Origin of the sequence: Prochlorococcus marinus str. MIT 9314 (assembly GCF_000760035.1) — a bacterium.
Taxonomy (GTDB): Bacteria; Cyanobacteriota; Cyanobacteriia; order PCC-6307; family Cyanobiaceae; genus Prochlorococcus_A; species Prochlorococcus_A marinus_B.
Window position 1 is genome coordinate 40051 of sequence record NZ_JNAO01000013.1, and the last position, 16026, is coordinate 56076.

Sequence of the window (16026 nt, forward strand, 5' to 3'; positions counted from 1 at the left end):
GTAACTTTTTTATTCAAAACAAATGTTTTTTAATTCCTTGCTAACAAATTTTGCAGCATTAGAAGTTGGTCAACATCTTTATTGGCAAATTGGAAATATCAGACTACATGGGCAGGTATTTTTAACATCTTGGATTTTATTGGGAGCGTTATTAGTTTTTATTTCTTTAGGAACTAAAAAGATGGAAAATGATCCTAAAGGCCTTCAAAACTTGCTTGAGTTCCTCTGGGATTACATAAGAGATCTTGCTAGGACGCAAATAGGTGAAAAAGTTTATAGAGATTGGATGCCATTTATAGGTACTTTATTTTTGTTCGTCTTTGTTAGTAATTGGGGAGGAGCTTTAATTCCTTGGAGATTGATTAAGTTGCCAAGTGGAGAATTAGGAGCACCTACTGCTGATATCAATACAACTATAGCCTTGGCTTTATTGGTTTCACTTTCCTATTTCTATGCAGGTTTAAGCAATAAGGGTTGGAGATATTTCGAATATTATGTTCACCCAACTCCGATTATGCTTCCTTTCAAAATTTTAGAGGATTTTACGAAACCTTTATCACTCTCTTTCAGGCTATTTGGAAATATTTTGGCTGATGAACTTGTTGTTGGTGTTCTAGTCTTTTTAGTTCCGCTAATTCTCCCAATACCTGTTATGTTCCTAGGATTGTTTACTAGTGCAATTCAGGCATTGATTTTTGCAACTTTGGCGGCCTATTACATTGGAGAAGCTGTTGAAGAACATCATTAGCTGTCTTCCAATACATTCAGACGCTTTTACAAAGAGTCTGTAATCTGGCAAAATATCTAATCGCGTAGGTCTGAATTTATCAGACCCATTCTTAAAAGAAAGGATGTCCAAGCGTGTATGACAACAAAGATTATCACAAGTATTAAGCTCTTTATTTCAAAATTATGGATTCGATTACTTCCGCTGCATCAGTTGTAGCTGCTGGTTTAGCAGTTGGTCTAGGTGCTATTGGCCCAGGTCTTGGACAAGGTAACGCAGCTCAAGGTGCTGTTGAGGGTATTGCCCGTCAACCAGAAGCTGAAGGTAAAATCAGAGGAACTCTTCTTTTATCTTTCGCTTTCATGGAGTCATTAACAATTTACGGATTAGTTGTGGCTTTGGTACTACTTTTTGCGAATCCTTTTTCCTAAAAGTTAATATTGCTTCTAATCCTTATTAGCAATATTTAAATTTAATTTTTTAACTTCAACTGAATCATATGTTGGCCTTTAATTTTTTTGGTGCTACAGAAGGTGGATTATTTGACATAAATGCCACTTTGCCACTTATGGCGATACAAGTAGTTGCTCTTACTTACATTTTAAATTCTCTCTTTTTTAAGCCTGTTGGCAATGTTGTAGAAAAAAGAGAAAAGTTTGTAAGTAATAATATTATTGAGGCCAAAAATAAACTTTCTGAGGTTAAAAAATTAGAAGCTGATTTATTAACTCAGCTTCAAAGTGCTCGTGCAGAAGCTCAAAGAATTGTGAGCGAAGCTGAGAATGAGTCTGACAAGCTTTATAAAGAAGCACTAGAACTTGCCAACAATGAAGCAAACGCTTCAAAAGAAAAAGCAAGACTAGAAATTGAAAGTCAGACGTCTGCTGCTCGTGATCAACTTTCTAAACAGGCTGATGATCTAAGCGAACTTATTGTTAATAGATTGATTCTAGAAAAATGAATTTAACTCTTTTAGCTACAGAAGGTTTTGGATTGAACTTCAATTTATTCGAAACAAATATCCTTAATTGGGCTGTAGTAGTTTTCGGTCTTTATAAATTTTTGCCTGGTTTCCTAGGTAAAATGCTTCAAAAAAGGAGAGAAGGAATCCTTCTTGAATTAAAAGATGCTGAAGATCGACTCCTAAATGCAACTCAAGCTTTAGAAAAGGCGAAGAAAGATTTATCTACAGCAGAAGAAAAAGCTTCTCAAATAAAAGCGGATTCTCTTAAAAGATCTGAATCAATCAGAATGGAAAGTGAGAAAAAAGCGATAGAGGAGATGGCACGAATTAAACAAAGTGCAATCTCTGATGAGAGCTCTGAAGCATCCAGAGCAATTTCTCAACTTCGAAAAGAAGCTGTAGAACTGGCAATTAAGAAAGCTTTAGCTTCTCTCCCAAATCGACTTGATAAAACAACTCAAGAAAATTTGGTAACTCAATCAATTAACAATATTGAGGTTAACTAATGCCACTTTTAAATTCAGTTACTACACCATACGCAGAGGCATTACTTCAAGTTGTGAATGAAAATTCGCAAACTGAAGAGATGGTTTCTGAAGTTAAACAACTCTTGGAATTAATAAATGATTCCCCTGAATTGGAGAAGGCACTATCCTCTCCCATTTTAGAGACAGATGCTAAGAAGAAAATCATTAATGAAATTTTTTCAAAAAAGGTTAATTCTTCTTTATTGAATTTCTTAAAATTATTGGCCGATAGGCAAAGAATTGGAATCCTTACTTCAATTCTTGATAGATTTTTAGAGATTTACCGAGAAAATAGTAATATTGCTTTGGCAACTGTTACTTCTGCAGTCGAGCTTACTGATGAACAGAAAGGTTTAATTACCAAAAAGATCATCAATATTGCTGGAACTGAAAAATTAGAACTTGTAACTAAAATCGATCCATCTCTCATTGGTGGTTTCGTCGCCAGTGTAGGATCAAAAGTAATTGATGCTTCTCTTGCTTCACAAATAAGAAAACTTGGCTTATCCCTTTCCAAGTAACTTTTAAATCAACCTTAAATTCTTAAATCCATGGTATCTATACGCCCTGATGAAATCAGTTCAATCTTAAAACAACAAATAACTGATTATGACCAATCTGTAAGTGTTAGCAATGTAGGAACTGTTCTGCAAATCGGTGATGGCATTGCAAGAATATATGGCTTAGATCAGGTCATGGCAGGTGAGTTATTGGAATTTGAGGATGGTACCGAAGGTATAGCTTTAAATCTTGAAGATGATAATGTTGGGGCCGTTTTAATGGGAGAGGCACTTGGTGTTCAAGAAGGAAGTAACGTAAAGTCCACGGGTAAAATTGCATCTGTTCCAGTTGGTGAAGCAATGCAGGGGAGAGTTGTTAACCCTCTAGGACAACCAATAGATGGGAAAGGAGAAATTCCAACAAGTGATACTAGATTGATTGAGGAAATGGCTCCTGGAATAATCAAGCGAAGATCAGTACATGAACCAATGCAAACAGGTATCACATCTATTGATGCAATGATTCCTGTTGGTAGAGGTCAAAGAGAATTAATTATTGGTGATAGACAAACTGGAAAATCCGCGATTGCTATTGACACAATAATCAATCAAAAAGGTCAAGACGTAGTTTGTGTTTACGTAGCTATTGGTCAGAAGTCAGCGTCAGTAGCAAACATCGTAGAGGTATTAAGAGAGAGAGGAGCCCTAGATTATACAGTCGTAGTTAGTGCAGGAGCTTCAGAACCGGCTGCTTTACAGTACTTAGCACCCTATACAGGGGCAGCAATTGCTGAACATTTTATGTATCAGGGTAAAGCTACACTTGTTATTTATGATGATCTAACTAAACAAGCTCAGGCTTATAGACAAATGTCTCTTCTTTTAAAAAGACCACCAGGAAGAGAGGCTTATCCAGGAGACGTTTTCTACTTACACAGTAGATTGTTAGAAAGAGCAGCAAAACTTTCTGATGCTATGGGAGGGGGCTCTATGACAGCTCTTCCAATTATTGAAACTCAGGCTGGGGATGTTTCTGCTTACATCCCAACTAATGTTATTTCAATTACAGATGGACAAATATTCTTGAGTGCAGATTTATTTAACTCGGGATTAAGACCAGCTATTAATGTTGGTATTTCTGTTAGCCGTGTTGGAGGAGCCGCTCAGACAAAAGCAATTAAAAAAATTGCAGGAACTTTAAAATTAGAACTCGCACAGTTTGATGAACTAGCTGCTTTTTCTCAATTTGCATCTGATCTTGATGAGGCAACGCAGCAACAACTTGAACGAGGCAAAAGACTAAGAGAGTTATTGAAGCAACCTCAATTCTCTCCTTTGAACCTTGCAGAACAAGTTGCAGTTGTTTATGCAGGAGTTAAAGGACTTATTGATGAGGTTCCTGTTGAAGATGTTACTAAATTTGCAACTGAACTTAGGGAATACCTAAAGTTAAATAAAGCGGAATTTATAGAAGAGATTCTTAAAGAAAAGAAATTAAATGATGGATTAGAAGCGACGCTAAAAGATGTGATAAATGAAGTTAAATCATCAATGCTTGCCACAGTTTAAATTTATTTAGGAGATACCATGGCAAATCTTAAAGAGATTAGAGATCGAATCGTTTCCGTTAAAAATACAAGAAAAATAACGGAGGCCATGAGACTTGTTGCAGCTGCAAAAGTGAGGAGAGCTCAAGATCAAGTTCTTAAGAGTAGACCCTTTGCAGATAAACTTGCACGAGTCTTAGAAAATATTCAATCTAGAGTACAATTTGAGGCTGTCGACTCTCCTCTATTATCCAAGAGAGAAGTAAAGAGTATCTCCTTGGTTTGCATAACTGCCGATAGAGGTTTATGCGGTGGTTACAATACAAATATTATAAAAAAGGTAGAAATAAGATACGCAGAATTAGTCAAACAAGGGTATCAGCCAAATTTAATTTTGGTAGGGAAGAAAGCTATTGGATATTTTCAAAATAGAAAGGATAGATATGTAATTAAAAGTACTTTCAAAGAGCTAGAACAGGTACCCACCGTCAAGGATTCTGAAGGAGTTACAAATGAGATTTTAGCCGAATTTCTTTCGGAAAATTCTGATAGGGTGGAAATTATCTACACGAAATTCATCACTTTAGTTAGCTGTGCCCCTGTCGTTCAAACACTATTGCCACTTGACCCTCAAGGAATTGCTGAGGAAAACGATGAAATTTTTAGGTTAACTACAAAAGATAGTAAGTTACTTGTTGAAAAATCAAATATTGAAAAAAGTGATTCAGAGAAGTTGCCATCAGACATTGTTTTTGAACAAAGTCCTGATCAATTATTAGATTCGTTATTACCATTATATTTACAGAATCAGGTACTAAGAGCTCTTCAAGAGTCGGCAGCCTCAGAACTCGCTTGTAGGATGACTGCTATGAATAATGCTAGTGATAATGCTAAAGAATTAGCGAGTACTTTGAATCTAACCTATAACAAAGCCAGACAAGCAGCTATTACTCAAGAAATATTAGAAGTTGTTGGAGGTTCAGCAGTTTAGCAATAAGATTTAGGATATGCCTGAGTACAATATAAAAGTTCAATTTGAGCAAGAGACTTTTAGTTTTTCATGTTCTGAAGATCAAGATATTATTTCAGCAGCAAAAATGAATGGAATAGATTTACCAAGTAGTTGTTGTTCAGGAGTTTGTACAGATTGTGCATCCATGATATTGGAAGGATCTGTAGATCAAGAAGATGCTATGGGATTAAATGATGATTTGAGGGAAAAGGGCTTTTCACTTTTGTGTGTGGCATATCCTAAGTCAGATTTGAATATTCTCATTGGTAAAGAAGTCGAAGATGATTTATATAACGATCAATTTGGAAAATATCAAAAATGAAATTAAGTTCAGTTGATTTTTATTTAGATTGGCCAGTTTCAATAAAATTAAAAAATTTAAGGAAATTTATCATCGCATATTTAGAAAAAAAAGGTGATGTAATTCGCTGGTCAATTGTTGATATTAATAATTCTATTGACTCTTTTGGAACAAAACAACTTAAAATTAAAGCTGTCTTAGTTAATTAAAGAATATAAATTGAAATATTTTTATTAATGGAAATTTCACCAACAATATTCATTGTTCCTACCGGTATTGGTTGTGAAGTAGGAGGTTTTGCTGGGGATGCACTCCCTACCGCTAAATTATTAGCATCGGCAAGTGGATGTTTAATAACTCATCCAAATGTTATGAATGGTGGTAGTCTTTCTGAAAAAGATAAAAATATTTTTTATGTTGAAGGTTATAATTTAGACCGACTTGCTAAAGGAGAAATCGCTTTAAAAAGGGTAAAGCAACAGAAAATTGGGATAATTTTTGATTCAGCCATTGAAAGTCAAATATTAGTAAGACATTTACAAGTTGCTGATGCATGTGTTTCCACTTTAGGGATTAATGTTCATTCTTATGTTGTTACAAAACAGCCATTAAACATAGTTATTGATTCTGATTTGTCAAAAATAAGTGGTGGCACAATTGAAAATCCAGATGCTCTAATTGATGCTGGAAAATGTTTAATAGAAAAAGGAGTTACTGCAATAGCAATTGTGGCAAAATTTCCAGATGATTCAGATTCTTCAGACACAAATATCTATCGAGAGGGGAAAGGGGTTGACCCTATTTCTGGAGTCGAAGCAGTTATAAGTCATTTAATAAGCAAATTTTTAAAAGTTCCTTGTGCTCATGCACCTGCTTTACATCCAATTGAATTGAATGAAAATTTAGATCCTCGTGCAGCTGCAGAAGAAATAGGATACACATTTTTACCATCAGTACTGATTGGGTTAAGCAATGCACCTGACATTGTTGAATTGCCTGCTGAAAATGAATCAATCTCACTACACCCTTATCAGATAGAATCTATTGTTGTTCCTAATGGAGCACTAGGTGGAGAAGCAGTACTAGCAGGAATTGAAAAAGGTTTAAATATTATCTCTGTAAAAAATCAAAATACATTAAAAGTAACAAATGAGTTTTATGATTATCCTAATCTTTTTGAAGTGGATAATTATTTAGAAGCTGCAGGCATAATTCTTGCAATCAAAAAAGGTATCAACATTAAGTCAATTAAACGGCCTTTAAAAAAAATCCAACAGTTCTTGTAGTGATTAATAAGATATCGCTATAGGAACTCTCCAGTCACTTCCTAATGATTGACTACTTAGTTTTAGGATAGGAGGAGCCTGCTTTCTTTTAAATTCAGCTTTTTTTATGAGTGAGATAATTTTTAAAATTAAATCTTTTTCATAACCATCTTCTTCTAGTTGTTGTAAATCTTTTTTCTCTTCGATAATTCCTTTAAGAATATTATCTAAAATAGAATAAGGTGGTAGAGAATCAGTATCTAATTGATCAGGACCTAATTCTGCACTTGGAGCTTTTGTAAGTATATTTTTTCCAATTATATTTACACTAGTATCAAACATATATGACTGTCTACGATTTATTGAATCTTTACTATCAAGCCAGTTGCATAATTTAAAAACATTTGTTTTATATAAATCCCCAATTACCGATAATCCCCCATTCATATCACCATAAAGTGTGCAATATCCTACGGCCAGCTCTGATTTGTTGCCTGTTGAAAGTAACAAATGCTTTTCTTGATTTGCTAAAGCCATAAGAAGTGTGCCTCTTATCCTTGACTGAATATTTTGATTTGTTATTTCAGCCATTTCGAAATCTATGGTTTTTATAAATGATTCTTCAAAAGAGGTCATCAAGTTTTCAATTGGAATGCTCTTGAAACTAATCTTTAATCTTCTAGCTAAATCTTTTGCATCACTCTTTGAATGAGATGAGCTCCACTTAGAGGGCATTGAAACGCAATAAACATTATCACTTCCAAGGGCCGCAGTAGCAATAGCTGAAACAAGTGCTGAATCAATGCCACCACTTAATCCAACTAAAGCTGTTTTGAATCCACATTTTTTTGCATAATCTTTAACACCAAGGACTAATGCATCAAAAATTGATGACATTTCGGAGTTTTCAAATTCATTTTTTTCAGGTTTTGTTTGCTCAATTTTCCAGCTGGAGAAATCTTCCGTAAAAGGTTTTAATTGCTTAATTTTATTTCCATTCTTATCAAGAATAAAACTATTTCCATCAAAAATTAAATTATCATTTGCTCCAATCTGGTTGACATAAATCAGTGGTACTTGAAGATATTGTGCAGCAAAACTGGAAACCTTGGATCTTAGCTCTAACTTTTTCAGGGTATATGGGGAGGCTGATAAATTTACTAAAATATCAACTTTTTTTTTCTTTAAATCAATAATGGGATTTTTTCTATGAATTCCTCTACCTTCTATATCTTTGTTGACCCATAAATCCTCACATATAGTAAAGCCAAGTCGCCAAGTTTTACTTTTAATTTGTTTAACCAATACGGAAACTTTTTCTTCTGATCTAAAGTATCTTTTCTCATCAAATACTTCATAGGTGGGAAGAATAATTTTACGAGCAATTATTTTCCACTCACCGTGTTCAAGCAATGCAATAGAGTTATAAAGATTTGGGAAAAAAGAATCATTTATTACCTCAGCTATCCCTACTGTGATACTCAAGCTTCCATATTTTTTACTAATATCTATCGCTAATTGGTCAAGAATTTGATATTGATTTTTGATCAAATTTTTTTTTAGAAGTAGGTCGTTTGCTGGATATCCCCATAGTGATAATTCTGGAGTAAGAACTAAATCTGCAGAAATTGATCTAGCTTTCGAAGCAATACAAAGTATTTTTTTTGCGTTACCCTCTAAATCACCGACAACTGGATTAATTTGAGCAAGTAAAAACTTCATTCAACTAATTTAGTGGATTCATATAAATTATTCCTTTTAACAATTTCTATTAATGAAGTTGGTAAATTAGAATAATTAAAATTTGACCTGAGCTTAGAACTTGAAATGTTTGGGATTTTTATGGTTGAAATCTTAAATTTCACTTTATAAGTTTCCAACATTTTAAGAGTATTTGATTCAATAGGATATCCCTCTCTTAAAATTACTAAAAAACTTACCTCTTCATTAATTTTATCAAAATTTTTCCAGTAGAAAATATCTTTAATTAAATCGCTCCCAATAACAAAATCTAAATTATTTAATTCATAAATTTTTTTACATTTTTTTATTGACTCTACTGCCCATTGGCTACTAACACTTTGATTAAATAAAACTTTAGGATTATCTAAATCTTCAATAAGAGTTTTTAATAAATGGCTACGAATTGTTATGTTCTCTGTGTGATTTTTGTTGGGGTTGTTACTAACATAACCAATTGTAAAAGCATATATTTTGGATAATTCTTCAAGTATTTTTTTATGTCCAATGGTAGGTGGATCTGCACTAGTACCAAATAATGCAATTCTTTTTCCCATTTAAGTTTTAAGGCAGAGCGCTAACAAAATTTTTATTTAAATTTCTATTTGAAAAATAAATATTTATTTGGTTATAAATCTCTGGGTCATTGGAAGCCATATTTTTGATCATTGTTGCAGGTTCTATAAAAGAAGCTTTGCTTCTTGTAAATATCTCTTTTGCTGCTAACTTCCCTATGATTTTTGTAGAATGCACTGCGATTGCTGCTTGAATAATCGCTATGGGTCCATAGGGTAATAATGAAATCCCGTTAGTAAAAGGCGCTGTTACTAGAATTACTTTCTTAATAACGTTGAAAGAGGTATTGATGCCGACTTGAGTGAATCCCAAACATAAATTATTAATGGATATATTTTTAAATATTTTTCTTGTAGATTCACCTTTCAACTTTAAGCCGTAAATCTTACTTAATTCGCTAATCAATGCAGTATCTAGTGCGAAACTACCAGCAACATCAAATAAAATAAAAGGATTAAGAGCTACTGCGGATGCCTTTATAGTCGAAAATTTACCAATAGTTGATTGAGCTAATTTCTGCCTTCTTTTCAATCTTTGCTCTTTTATTCTCAGAAACAATTTGTCAGCCAATTGAATAGAATTTAATGTTACTAACATTTCACCATATAGATTTATAAATTCTGTTATGTAATTTTTAAGATTGTTTTCGTAATTAATAAGTATTGGAATATTTAAATCTTTTGGAAGCTTATACTTTATATTTTCAAGTATTTCTTTTAATTCATTTTTATTATATAGATCGATTTTGTTTAAAATTACAATTATTTTTTTCCCATCTTTTATAAAAGAGCTAATTTCGCTTAACTCATTTCTATTTAAATCTCCCGAAACTATAAATAAAATAAGGTCTGAATGATTTATAAAAGAGTAAACTTTATCAGGGAATTTAATATTGCAGAGATCAAATCCTGGAGAATCTAGCAACTCTAAACTATTGATTGTTTGATCTTTAAGAGTCCAAGTTTCCGATTTTATTTCTTTTGTTGTTCCATTAATGATATCTGTTTTGAATATGTCTTTTTTTAATAAAGAATTTAAAATAGAAGATTTTCCTACACCTGATTTACCATATGCGACGATTCTTATTTTTTTTTCTTTAAGTCTTAAAAGTTGTTGATTAAATGAAATTATTTCTCTATTAAGAAAACTTTTTTCATAATTGGTAAGATCAATATTCTCCCACCATTTTTTTAACAGTAAATAATTTTCTTTAATTTTAAATTGTTTCATGATTTATTTTTCCACCACCCTGCCAATACAGATAAAACAGCTTCTGCACCAATAATTCCCACGAATCCCCCGAATTCATCTACTACTACTTTCACTCCTTTATGATTCTTGTCAAATTTAGTTAATAATTGATCTGCTTTAATCATTTCAGGAATGTAGTCCACAGGTTCGCAAATTTCTGATAATAATTTTTTATTTTCCCCATTAATTAAATCTGACAACATTTTTTCACGTTTTACTACCCCTTGTATTTTGTCAACTTTATCTCCCAGAATTACCCACCATGGAGAGCTGTCAGACATTATAAGTTTTGAAATTTCATCTAGATTTGAAGACCCATCAAGACAAGGTGCCGATACCCTAGGGGTCATTAAGTCTTTAGCTTTTAAATCATTTAATTGAAAAACCTTAAATATCATTGCTGCCTCATCAGCTTCTATTAAACCTTTCTGACTTCCAATTTTTGCCATTTGTCTAATTTCTTCTTCATCAGTTGAAATTTCGTTTTCTGCTGTAATAACCGGAAATATCTGTTCAATTAATATTAAGAATGGCCTCATAAAAGTATTTAATATTCTCAAGATAGGAACCGATAATAATGCTATTTGAATTGAAAATCTTGTGCCAAGAGCTTTGGGCAGTACTTCTCCTAATAAAACAACAAGTATGTAAAAAGCTATTGAAAAAAGGGTTAAACCAAAACTGCTATTAATTACTAATGCTCCGTATACTCCTAAAATAAGACTGCCAATTATATTAAATCCATTATTAGTTATAGTAATTACAGTTAGAGTCCGTCCAAGATGTTTTCTAAGTTTTAGAAGTTGATTTGCAGAACTTTTTGGCTTTTGTCTAGAGGCAATTTCTAAAACTCTAATTGAATTTACAGCTAAAAAAGCTGCTTCTACTCCCGAACAACATGCCGAGCCAATTAATATAATAATTATAAGGAAAATTAAACCGTAAACACTTGGTTCCATTAAAGTAGAGATTAGGGACTAAACCTGTTTTAATTCATTCTTCCATTTTTTTTTTAAACACGCCAATACACAATTTATGTTTGAACCTGACCATAAAGTTTTTGAAGAAAGAAGAGAAGTTTTCCTAAATAATTTAGATGGAAAAGCTGCCATTATCCCTGGCGCTAATCTTGTAAAGCATCACGCCGATTGTGAATACCCTTTTAGACAAGATAGTAATTTTTGGTATTTAACTGGTTTCGATGAACCGGATGCAATTGCTCTTTTCTTATCGCATAAGCCAAAGGGAGAGAGATTTATTATGTTTGTTGCTCCTAAAGATGTTATTAGTGAAGTCTGGCATGGCTTTAGATGGGGTTTAGAAGGCGCAGAAAAAGAGTTTAAGGCTGACAAGGCTCACTCTATAACTGAACTAAGAAATTTACTCCCAAGTTACATAAATGGTTCCGATGAACTTGTTTTTTCAATAGGTAAGTATCCATTAATTGAGAAAATAGTACTCGAGATATTTTCACAACAACTTGAAAATCGATCAAGATTAGGGATCGGGGCAAATTCTATAAAATCTCCAGAAATTTTTTTAAATGAGATGAGATTAATTAAAAGTGAATTTGAAATTAACAGAATGAGAGAGGCTATACAAATTTCAGCTGAAGCTCATGAATTAGTAAGAGAATCTATCTCATCAAAGAAAAATGAAAGGCAAATTCAGGGTCTTCTAGAGGGCTTTTTTTTGGAAAAAGGGGCGAGAGGACCTGCATATAATTCTATTGTTGCTTCAGGAGATAATGCCTGTATTTTGCATTACACTTCAAATAACTCACCATTGAAGAAAGAAGATTTATTGTTGGTAGATGCTGGCTGCTCATTAACTGATTATTACAATGGAGACATAACAAGAACTATCCCAATAGGTGGGAAATTTTCTCATGAGCAAAGAGTTATTTACGAAATTGTATTAAGTGCGCAGAAAAATGCAATTAAAAGTGCTGTTACTGGATCAAATTCTAATACTGTTCATAATGTTGCTTTAACAATTCTGATAGAGGGATTAAAGGAGATTGGTTTATTATCGGGCAGCACTGAGGAGATAATAGAGAATCAATCATATAAACATCTTTACATGCATAGAACTGGACATTGGTTAGGCTTAGATGTCCATGATGTTGGAGCATATAGAATGGGAGACAATCAAGTGCCATTACAGAATGGAATGATTCTTACGGTAGAACCTGGGATCTATATAAGTGATAGGATCCCAGTACCTGAGGGACAACCTAAGATTGATGAAAAATGGAAAGGAATTGGGATAAGAATAGAAGATGATGTTCTGGTCAAAGATGCAAACCCAGAAGTTTTAAGTATTGCTGCACTCAAAGAAATTTCGGATATAGAATTTTAAAATTTGACTAATTTAATTAATAGATTTATTTTTATAAAGTTTAAAGTTTAAAAATGAATAAGTCAGATTCAAATGATTTGAAACTCTCCGAGGCTAGAGGTTTGGCTAGTCAGCTTGGAATGTTTGCAGAAGAAAACGATATCCCTAAAGATCTTTGGGATTCATTGGAAGCTACAATTTATGATTTTTATCAAGTTCCTCATGATAGATAAAAATTCTGTTTGGAAAGTATGAATAACTAAAATCAAGAAATTTTGAATAAATCAATCAAAATGTGACCATAAACTGATAAATTATTTAGTAAACATAAATACTTGAATGACCTCCTCAGATAAGTTAAATCAAAATTCAAAAGAAAAAAACATTGATGACCAAAAGTCTAAAAATTCTTCTCCCAATTCGGGAATGATGGGTGCTTCAGCTGTATTAGCGGCTGCTAAAATTGACGAGGATGGAGTTCCTACTGGTTATACCCCTAAACCTGACGAAGGGAGATTTATCATTAAAGTATTGTGGTTGCCTGATAATGTTGCTTTGGCTGTTGATCAAATAGTGGGGGGAGGTCCAAGTCCTCTTACTGCTTATTATTTCTGGCCAAGAGATGATGCATGGGAAAAATTAAAAAGTGAACTCGAGAACAAAGCTTGGATTACAGATAACGAAAGAGTAGAAATATTGAATAAAGCTACTGAGGTAATAAATTATTGGCAAGAAGAAGGTAAAACAAAAAAATTAGAAGAAGCCAAATTAAAGTTTCCTGAAGTAACTTTTTGTGGAACTGCTTAAATATTAGTTCTTTGCAGCTTGAATCCTAGCCTCAGCCTTTGAAATATCTTTCAAGGCTTTGATTCTTTCTGGACTTTTTTCATTTTCAGAAAATTTGCTGATTATTAATTTTGCTTCTTGAAGATCTTGTTCGGCATTTTGAACATTAATCTCAGAACCAATTTCAGCATTATTTACTAAAACTATGACTTCATCTGATTCAATTTCAGCGAAGCCTCCCATAAGAGCTATTGATTTCCACTGGGAATTCATTCTTAGCCTTAAAACGCCAATATCTATAGCAGTAACTAAAGAGATGTGTCCAGGTAGTACGCCAAGTTGCCCTGTAGTACTAGGAAGGATTACTTCTTCAGCTTCGCCTTGATAAACATTTTTATTAGGAGCTAATACTTTTAGAGAAATTGCCATTAATTTAAGATTATTGAAGGTTAAATATATAAATATTCAAATATTTATTTTTCTGATTTTATTTTTTCAGCCTTTGCTTTAACTTCATCAATATTACCAACTAGGTAAAAAGCCTGTTCTGGTAAATCGTCTAATTCACCTGACAGAATCATATTGAAACCGGCAATGGTATCTTCTAATTTTACATATTTACCAGACATTCCTGTAAATATTTCTGCTACAAAGAAAGGTTGTGAAAGAAATTTTTCGATTTTTCTAGCCCTGTCGACTGTTAATCTATCCTCTTCTGAAAGCTCATCTAAACCAAGAATTGCGATAATATCTTGAAGTTCTTTGTATCTTTGTAAAGTTGATTGCACAGCTCTTGCTGTTTTGTAATGCTCATCGCCAACAACTGAGGGCTGTAACATAGTACTCGTTGAGTCTAAGGGATCAACTGCTGGATAAATTCCCTTAGCTGCAAGAGCTCTAGCAAGCACAGTAGTAGCATCTAAATGGGCAAAGGTTGTCGCTGGAGCAGGATCTGTTAGGTCATCAGCAGGTACATAAACTGCCTGGATAGATGTTATGGACCCTTCTAATGTAGAAGTAATTCTTTCTTGCAATTCACCAACATCAGTCCCCAGAGTCGGTTGGTATCCAACAGCAGAAGGCATTCTACCAAGTAATGCAGATACTTCAGAACCAGCTTGAACGAATCTAAAAATGTTATCAACAAAAAGTAGGACATCTTGTTTATTCACATCTCTAAAATGTTCGGCCATTGTAAGTGCTGATAATCCTACTCTCATTCTTGCACCAGGTGGCTCATTCATCTGTCCAAAACATAAGGCAACTTTTGATTGAGTTAAATCATCTGCATTGATAACTCCCGATTCTTTAAATTCTTCATATAAATCGTTCCCTTCTCTAGTTCTTTCACCTACACCGCCAAAAACCGAAACACCACCATGCTCCTTTGCGATGTTATTAATTAATTCTTGAATGAGAACTGTCTTCCCAACACCAGCACCTCCGAATAATCCAACTTTTCCTCCTTGCCTGTAAGGAGCCAAAAGGTCGATAACTTTAATACCAGTTTCAAAAACTTTTGGCTTAGTTTCAAGGTCTGTTAACTTTGGCGCAGCTCTGTGAATTGGAGCAGTATCTTTAGTATTAACTGGACCTTGTTCATCTACTGGTTCTCCTAAAACATTAAATATTCTTCCTAGAGTTGCTTCTCCTACAGGCACAGATATTGGCGCACCTGTGTCGATTGCCTCCATGCCTCTTACAAGACCGTCTGTGCCACTCATTGCCACTGCCCTTACTCTATGGTCACCCAGGAGTTGTTGGACTTCTGCAGTGAGCGCTATGTCTTGTCCAGCTGGATTTTTAGCTTCAATTCTTAATGCATTTAATATTTTGGGCAATTTCCCAGCTGGAAATTCTACATCTAGAACTGGTCCAATTACCTGACGTACTACGCCTTTTGTTTGTGAAGAAGTTGATGGAGTTGCTACCATTTTTATTGATTGGTGATGAATAGCTGATTTAAACAGCTCATAATCCGAAAATACTACCATCTCATGGGTAGATTCGTTAAATGGGTTCGGCCACCCGCACAGTTTAAGTATGGTTTAATTGCCGCTTTGCAGATTATCTTGTTGATGATAAGGACAGAGAATTTCTCTTTCCATTTTATGGCGCAAAGCGTCTCAATTATGATCCTCCATTAATCTATGGCAGCTGTTTCACTTACAGTCTCTACAGTAAAACCACTGGGAGATAGAATATTTATTAAAGTTTCCGCATCTGAGGAAAAAACTGCTGGGGGCATCCTTTTGCCTGATTCAGCTAAAGAAAAACCACAGGTCGGAGAAGTTGCTCAGGTGGGCCCTGGCAAACTTAATGACGATGGTTCTCGACAAACTCCAGAAGTGAGTATTGGCGATAAAGTTTTGTACAGCAAATATGCTGGTACAGACATTAAATTGGGAGGAGATGAATATGTCTTACTCTCAGAAAAGGATATTTTAGCTGTAGTAAGCTAAAATATTTGTTTCAAAAATTATTAAAACT

General features: G+C 33.8%; 20 protein-coding genes. 14 read left to right on the forward strand and 6 right to left on the reverse strand.

The annotated features are described in order from the left end of the window. Positions 1 to 22 precede the first annotated feature (22 nt). From atpB to EU98_RS01715, 10 genes are all read left to right on the forward strand, one after another. Positions 23 to 748 carry a F0F1 ATP synthase subunit A gene (atpB, locus tag EU98_RS01760; RefSeq protein WP_011863567.1) on the forward strand — a complete coding sequence of 242 codons (726 nt, stop codon included), beginning with the start codon at positions 23 to 25 and terminating at the stop codon, positions 746 to 748. A 164-nt stretch (positions 749 to 912) separates the two neighbouring features. Continuing rightward, a complete protein-coding gene (gene atpE, locus EU98_RS01755) occupies positions 913 to 1158 on the forward strand; it encodes an ATP synthase F0 subunit C (RefSeq protein ID WP_002805169.1) in 246 nt (81 codons plus the stop codon). A 68-nt stretch (positions 1159 to 1226) separates the two neighbouring features. Continuing rightward, complete coding sequence (locus EU98_RS01750) at positions 1227 to 1688, forward strand: F0F1 ATP synthase subunit B' (protein ID WP_032516271.1); 462 nt, start codon at positions 1227 to 1229, stop codon at positions 1686 to 1688. Next, positions 1685 to 2197 (forward strand): F0F1 ATP synthase subunit B, encoded by a 513-nt coding sequence (locus tag EU98_RS01745; protein ID WP_032516272.1) that lies wholly within the window; start codon positions 1685 to 1687, stop codon positions 2195 to 2197. The genes EU98_RS01750 and EU98_RS01745 overlap by 4 nt, the downstream gene beginning before the upstream one ends. Continuing rightward, on the forward strand, positions 2197 to 2739 hold the full coding sequence (atpH, locus tag EU98_RS01740) for an ATP synthase F1 subunit delta (RefSeq protein WP_025923523.1): 543 nt from the start codon (positions 2197 to 2199) through the stop codon (positions 2737 to 2739). The genes EU98_RS01745 and atpH overlap by 1 nt, the downstream gene beginning before the upstream one ends. Before the next feature lie 30 nt (positions 2740 to 2769). Continuing rightward, a complete protein-coding gene (atpA, locus tag EU98_RS01735) occupies positions 2770 to 4287 on the forward strand; it encodes a F0F1 ATP synthase subunit alpha (RefSeq protein WP_025926989.1) in 1518 nt (505 codons plus the stop codon). A gap of 18 nt (positions 4288 to 4305) precedes the next feature. After that, complete coding sequence (locus tag EU98_RS01730; protein ID WP_025946391.1) at positions 4306 to 5256, forward strand: F0F1 ATP synthase subunit gamma; 951 nt, start codon at positions 4306 to 4308, stop codon at positions 5254 to 5256. Between the two features lie 16 nt (positions 5257 to 5272). Then, a complete protein-coding gene (locus tag EU98_RS01725; RefSeq protein ID WP_032516273.1) occupies positions 5273 to 5599 on the forward strand; it encodes a 2Fe-2S iron-sulfur cluster-binding protein in 327 nt (108 codons plus the stop codon). Further along, positions 5596 to 5787, forward strand: a complete 192-nt coding sequence (locus tag EU98_RS01720) for a hypothetical protein (protein ID WP_032516274.1) — start codon at positions 5596 to 5598, stop codon at positions 5785 to 5787. The genes EU98_RS01725 and EU98_RS01720 overlap by 4 nt, the downstream gene beginning before the upstream one ends. 27 nt (positions 5788 to 5814) lie before the next feature. Next, positions 5815 to 6864, forward strand: coding sequence for a DUF3326 domain-containing protein (locus EU98_RS01715; RefSeq protein WP_032516275.1), 1050 nt, complete (start codon positions 5815 to 5817; stop codon positions 6862 to 6864). A gap of 3 nt (positions 6865 to 6867) precedes the next feature. Here the strand turns inward: EU98_RS01715 and EU98_RS01710 are convergent, their stop codons facing one another. Genes EU98_RS01710 through EU98_RS01695 form a run of 4 tightly spaced genes read right to left on the reverse strand, consistent with a single transcriptional unit; the run spans position 6868 to position 11369 of the window. Continuing rightward, positions 6868 to 8565, reverse strand: coding sequence for an NAD+ synthase (locus EU98_RS01710; RefSeq protein ID WP_032516276.1), 1698 nt, complete (start codon positions 8563 to 8565; stop codon positions 6868 to 6870). After that, positions 8562 to 9140: a nicotinate-nucleotide adenylyltransferase gene (locus tag EU98_RS01705; RefSeq protein ID WP_032516277.1), complete on the reverse strand. Its 579-nt coding sequence runs from the start codon at positions 9138 to 9140 to the stop codon at positions 8562 to 8564. Before EU98_RS01705 ends, EU98_RS01710 begins: the two co-directional genes overlap by 4 nt. Before the next feature lie 7 nt (positions 9141 to 9147). Beyond that, positions 9148 to 10389, reverse strand: a complete 1242-nt coding sequence (locus EU98_RS01700) for a GTP-binding protein (protein ID WP_032516278.1) — start codon at positions 10387 to 10389, stop codon at positions 9148 to 9150. Further along, positions 10386 to 11369, reverse strand: coding sequence for a CNNM domain-containing protein (locus tag EU98_RS01695; protein WP_032516279.1), 984 nt, complete (start codon positions 11367 to 11369; stop codon positions 10386 to 10388). Before EU98_RS01695 ends, EU98_RS01700 begins: the two co-directional genes overlap by 4 nt. Positions 11370 to 11445: 76 nt before the next feature. On the opposite strand from EU98_RS01695, the gene EU98_RS01690 reads away from it, so the two are divergent. The 3 genes from EU98_RS01690 to EU98_RS01685 all read left to right on the forward strand — a co-directional run bounded on the left by EU98_RS01690 (position 11446) and on the right by EU98_RS01685 (position 13557). Continuing rightward, positions 11446 to 12771, forward strand: coding sequence for an aminopeptidase P N-terminal domain-containing protein (locus EU98_RS01690; RefSeq protein ID WP_032516280.1), 1326 nt, complete (start codon positions 11446 to 11448; stop codon positions 12769 to 12771). A 53-nt stretch (positions 12772 to 12824) separates the two neighbouring features. Further along, on the forward strand, positions 12825 to 12983 hold the full coding sequence (locus tag EU98_RS09925; protein WP_193743029.1) for a hypothetical protein: 159 nt from the start codon (positions 12825 to 12827) through the stop codon (positions 12981 to 12983). 106 nt (positions 12984 to 13089) lie between these two features. Then, complete coding sequence (locus EU98_RS01685; RefSeq protein WP_032516281.1) at positions 13090 to 13557, forward strand: 30S ribosomal protein PSRP-3; 468 nt, start codon at positions 13090 to 13092, stop codon at positions 13555 to 13557. 3 nt (positions 13558 to 13560) lie between these two features. Here EU98_RS01685 and atpC read toward each other — a convergent pair whose 3' ends face one another. Together atpC and atpD are read right to left on the reverse strand one after the other, a co-directional pair. Next, positions 13561 to 13965, reverse strand: a complete 405-nt coding sequence (gene atpC, locus EU98_RS01680; RefSeq protein WP_032516282.1) for an ATP synthase F1 subunit epsilon — start codon at positions 13963 to 13965, stop codon at positions 13561 to 13563. Between the two features lie 44 nt (positions 13966 to 14009). Continuing rightward, positions 14010 to 15470 carry a F0F1 ATP synthase subunit beta gene (gene atpD, locus EU98_RS01675; protein WP_011863550.1) on the reverse strand — a complete coding sequence of 487 codons (1461 nt, stop codon included), beginning with the start codon at positions 15468 to 15470 and terminating at the stop codon, positions 14010 to 14012. A gap of 216 nt (positions 15471 to 15686) precedes the next feature. Between atpD and groES the strand changes: the two genes are divergently transcribed. Further along, a complete protein-coding gene (gene groES / locus EU98_RS01670; RefSeq protein ID WP_002806275.1) occupies positions 15687 to 15998 on the forward strand; it encodes a co-chaperone GroES in 312 nt (103 codons plus the stop codon). Positions 15999 to 16026 lie beyond the last annotated feature (28 nt).

Excerpts from the sequence above, each read along its gene's own strand:
- atpB (WP_011863567.1), top strand. The coding sequence starts at position 23 with ATGTTTTTTAATTCCTTGCTAACAAATTTTGCAGCATTAGAAGTTGGT.
- atpE (WP_002805169.1), top strand. The coding sequence starts at position 913 with ATGGATTCGATTACTTCCGCTGCATCAGTTGTAGCTGCTGGTTTAGCA.
- EU98_RS01750 (WP_032516271.1), top strand. The coding sequence starts at position 1,227 with ATGTTGGCCTTTAATTTTTTTGGTGCTACAGAAGGTGGATTATTTGAC.
- EU98_RS01745 (WP_032516272.1), top strand. The coding sequence starts at position 1,685 with ATGAATTTAACTCTTTTAGCTACAGAAGGTTTTGGATTGAACTTCAAT.
- atpH (WP_025923523.1), top strand. The coding sequence starts at position 2,197 with ATGCCACTTTTAAATTCAGTTACTACACCATACGCAGAGGCATTACTT.
- atpA (WP_025926989.1), top strand. The coding sequence starts at position 2,770 with ATGGTATCTATACGCCCTGATGAAATCAGTTCAATCTTAAAACAACAA.
- EU98_RS01730 (WP_025946391.1), top strand. The coding sequence starts at position 4,306 with ATGGCAAATCTTAAAGAGATTAGAGATCGAATCGTTTCCGTTAAAAAT.
- EU98_RS01725 (WP_032516273.1), top strand. The coding sequence starts at position 5,273 with ATGCCTGAGTACAATATAAAAGTTCAATTTGAGCAAGAGACTTTTAGT.
- EU98_RS01720 (WP_032516274.1), top strand. The coding sequence starts at position 5,596 with ATGAAATTAAGTTCAGTTGATTTTTATTTAGATTGGCCAGTTTCAATA.
- EU98_RS01715 (WP_032516275.1), top strand. The coding sequence starts at position 5,815 with ATGGAAATTTCACCAACAATATTCATTGTTCCTACCGGTATTGGTTGT.
- EU98_RS01710 (WP_032516276.1), bottom strand. The coding sequence starts at position 8,565 with ATGAAGTTTTTACTTGCTCAAATTAATCCAGTTGTCGGTGATTTAGAG.
- EU98_RS01705 (WP_032516277.1), bottom strand. The coding sequence starts at position 9,140 with ATGGGAAAAAGAATTGCATTATTTGGTACTAGTGCAGATCCACCTACC.
- EU98_RS01700 (WP_032516278.1), bottom strand. The coding sequence starts at position 10,389 with ATGAAACAATTTAAAATTAAAGAAAATTATTTACTGTTAAAAAAATGG.
- EU98_RS01695 (WP_032516279.1), bottom strand. The coding sequence starts at position 11,369 with ATGGAACCAAGTGTTTACGGTTTAATTTTCCTTATAATTATTATATTA.
- EU98_RS01690 (WP_032516280.1), top strand. The coding sequence starts at position 11,446 with ATGTTTGAACCTGACCATAAAGTTTTTGAAGAAAGAAGAGAAGTTTTC.
- EU98_RS09925 (WP_193743029.1), top strand. The coding sequence starts at position 12,825 with ATGAATAAGTCAGATTCAAATGATTTGAAACTCTCCGAGGCTAGAGGT.
- EU98_RS01685 (WP_032516281.1), top strand. The coding sequence starts at position 13,090 with ATGACCTCCTCAGATAAGTTAAATCAAAATTCAAAAGAAAAAAACATT.
- atpC (WP_032516282.1), bottom strand. The coding sequence starts at position 13,965 with ATGGCAATTTCTCTAAAAGTATTAGCTCCTAATAAAAATGTTTATCAA.
- atpD (WP_011863550.1), bottom strand. The coding sequence starts at position 15,470 with ATGGTAGCAACTCCATCAACTTCTTCACAAACAAAAGGCGTAGTACGT.
- groES (WP_002806275.1), top strand. The coding sequence starts at position 15,687 with ATGGCAGCTGTTTCACTTACAGTCTCTACAGTAAAACCACTGGGAGAT.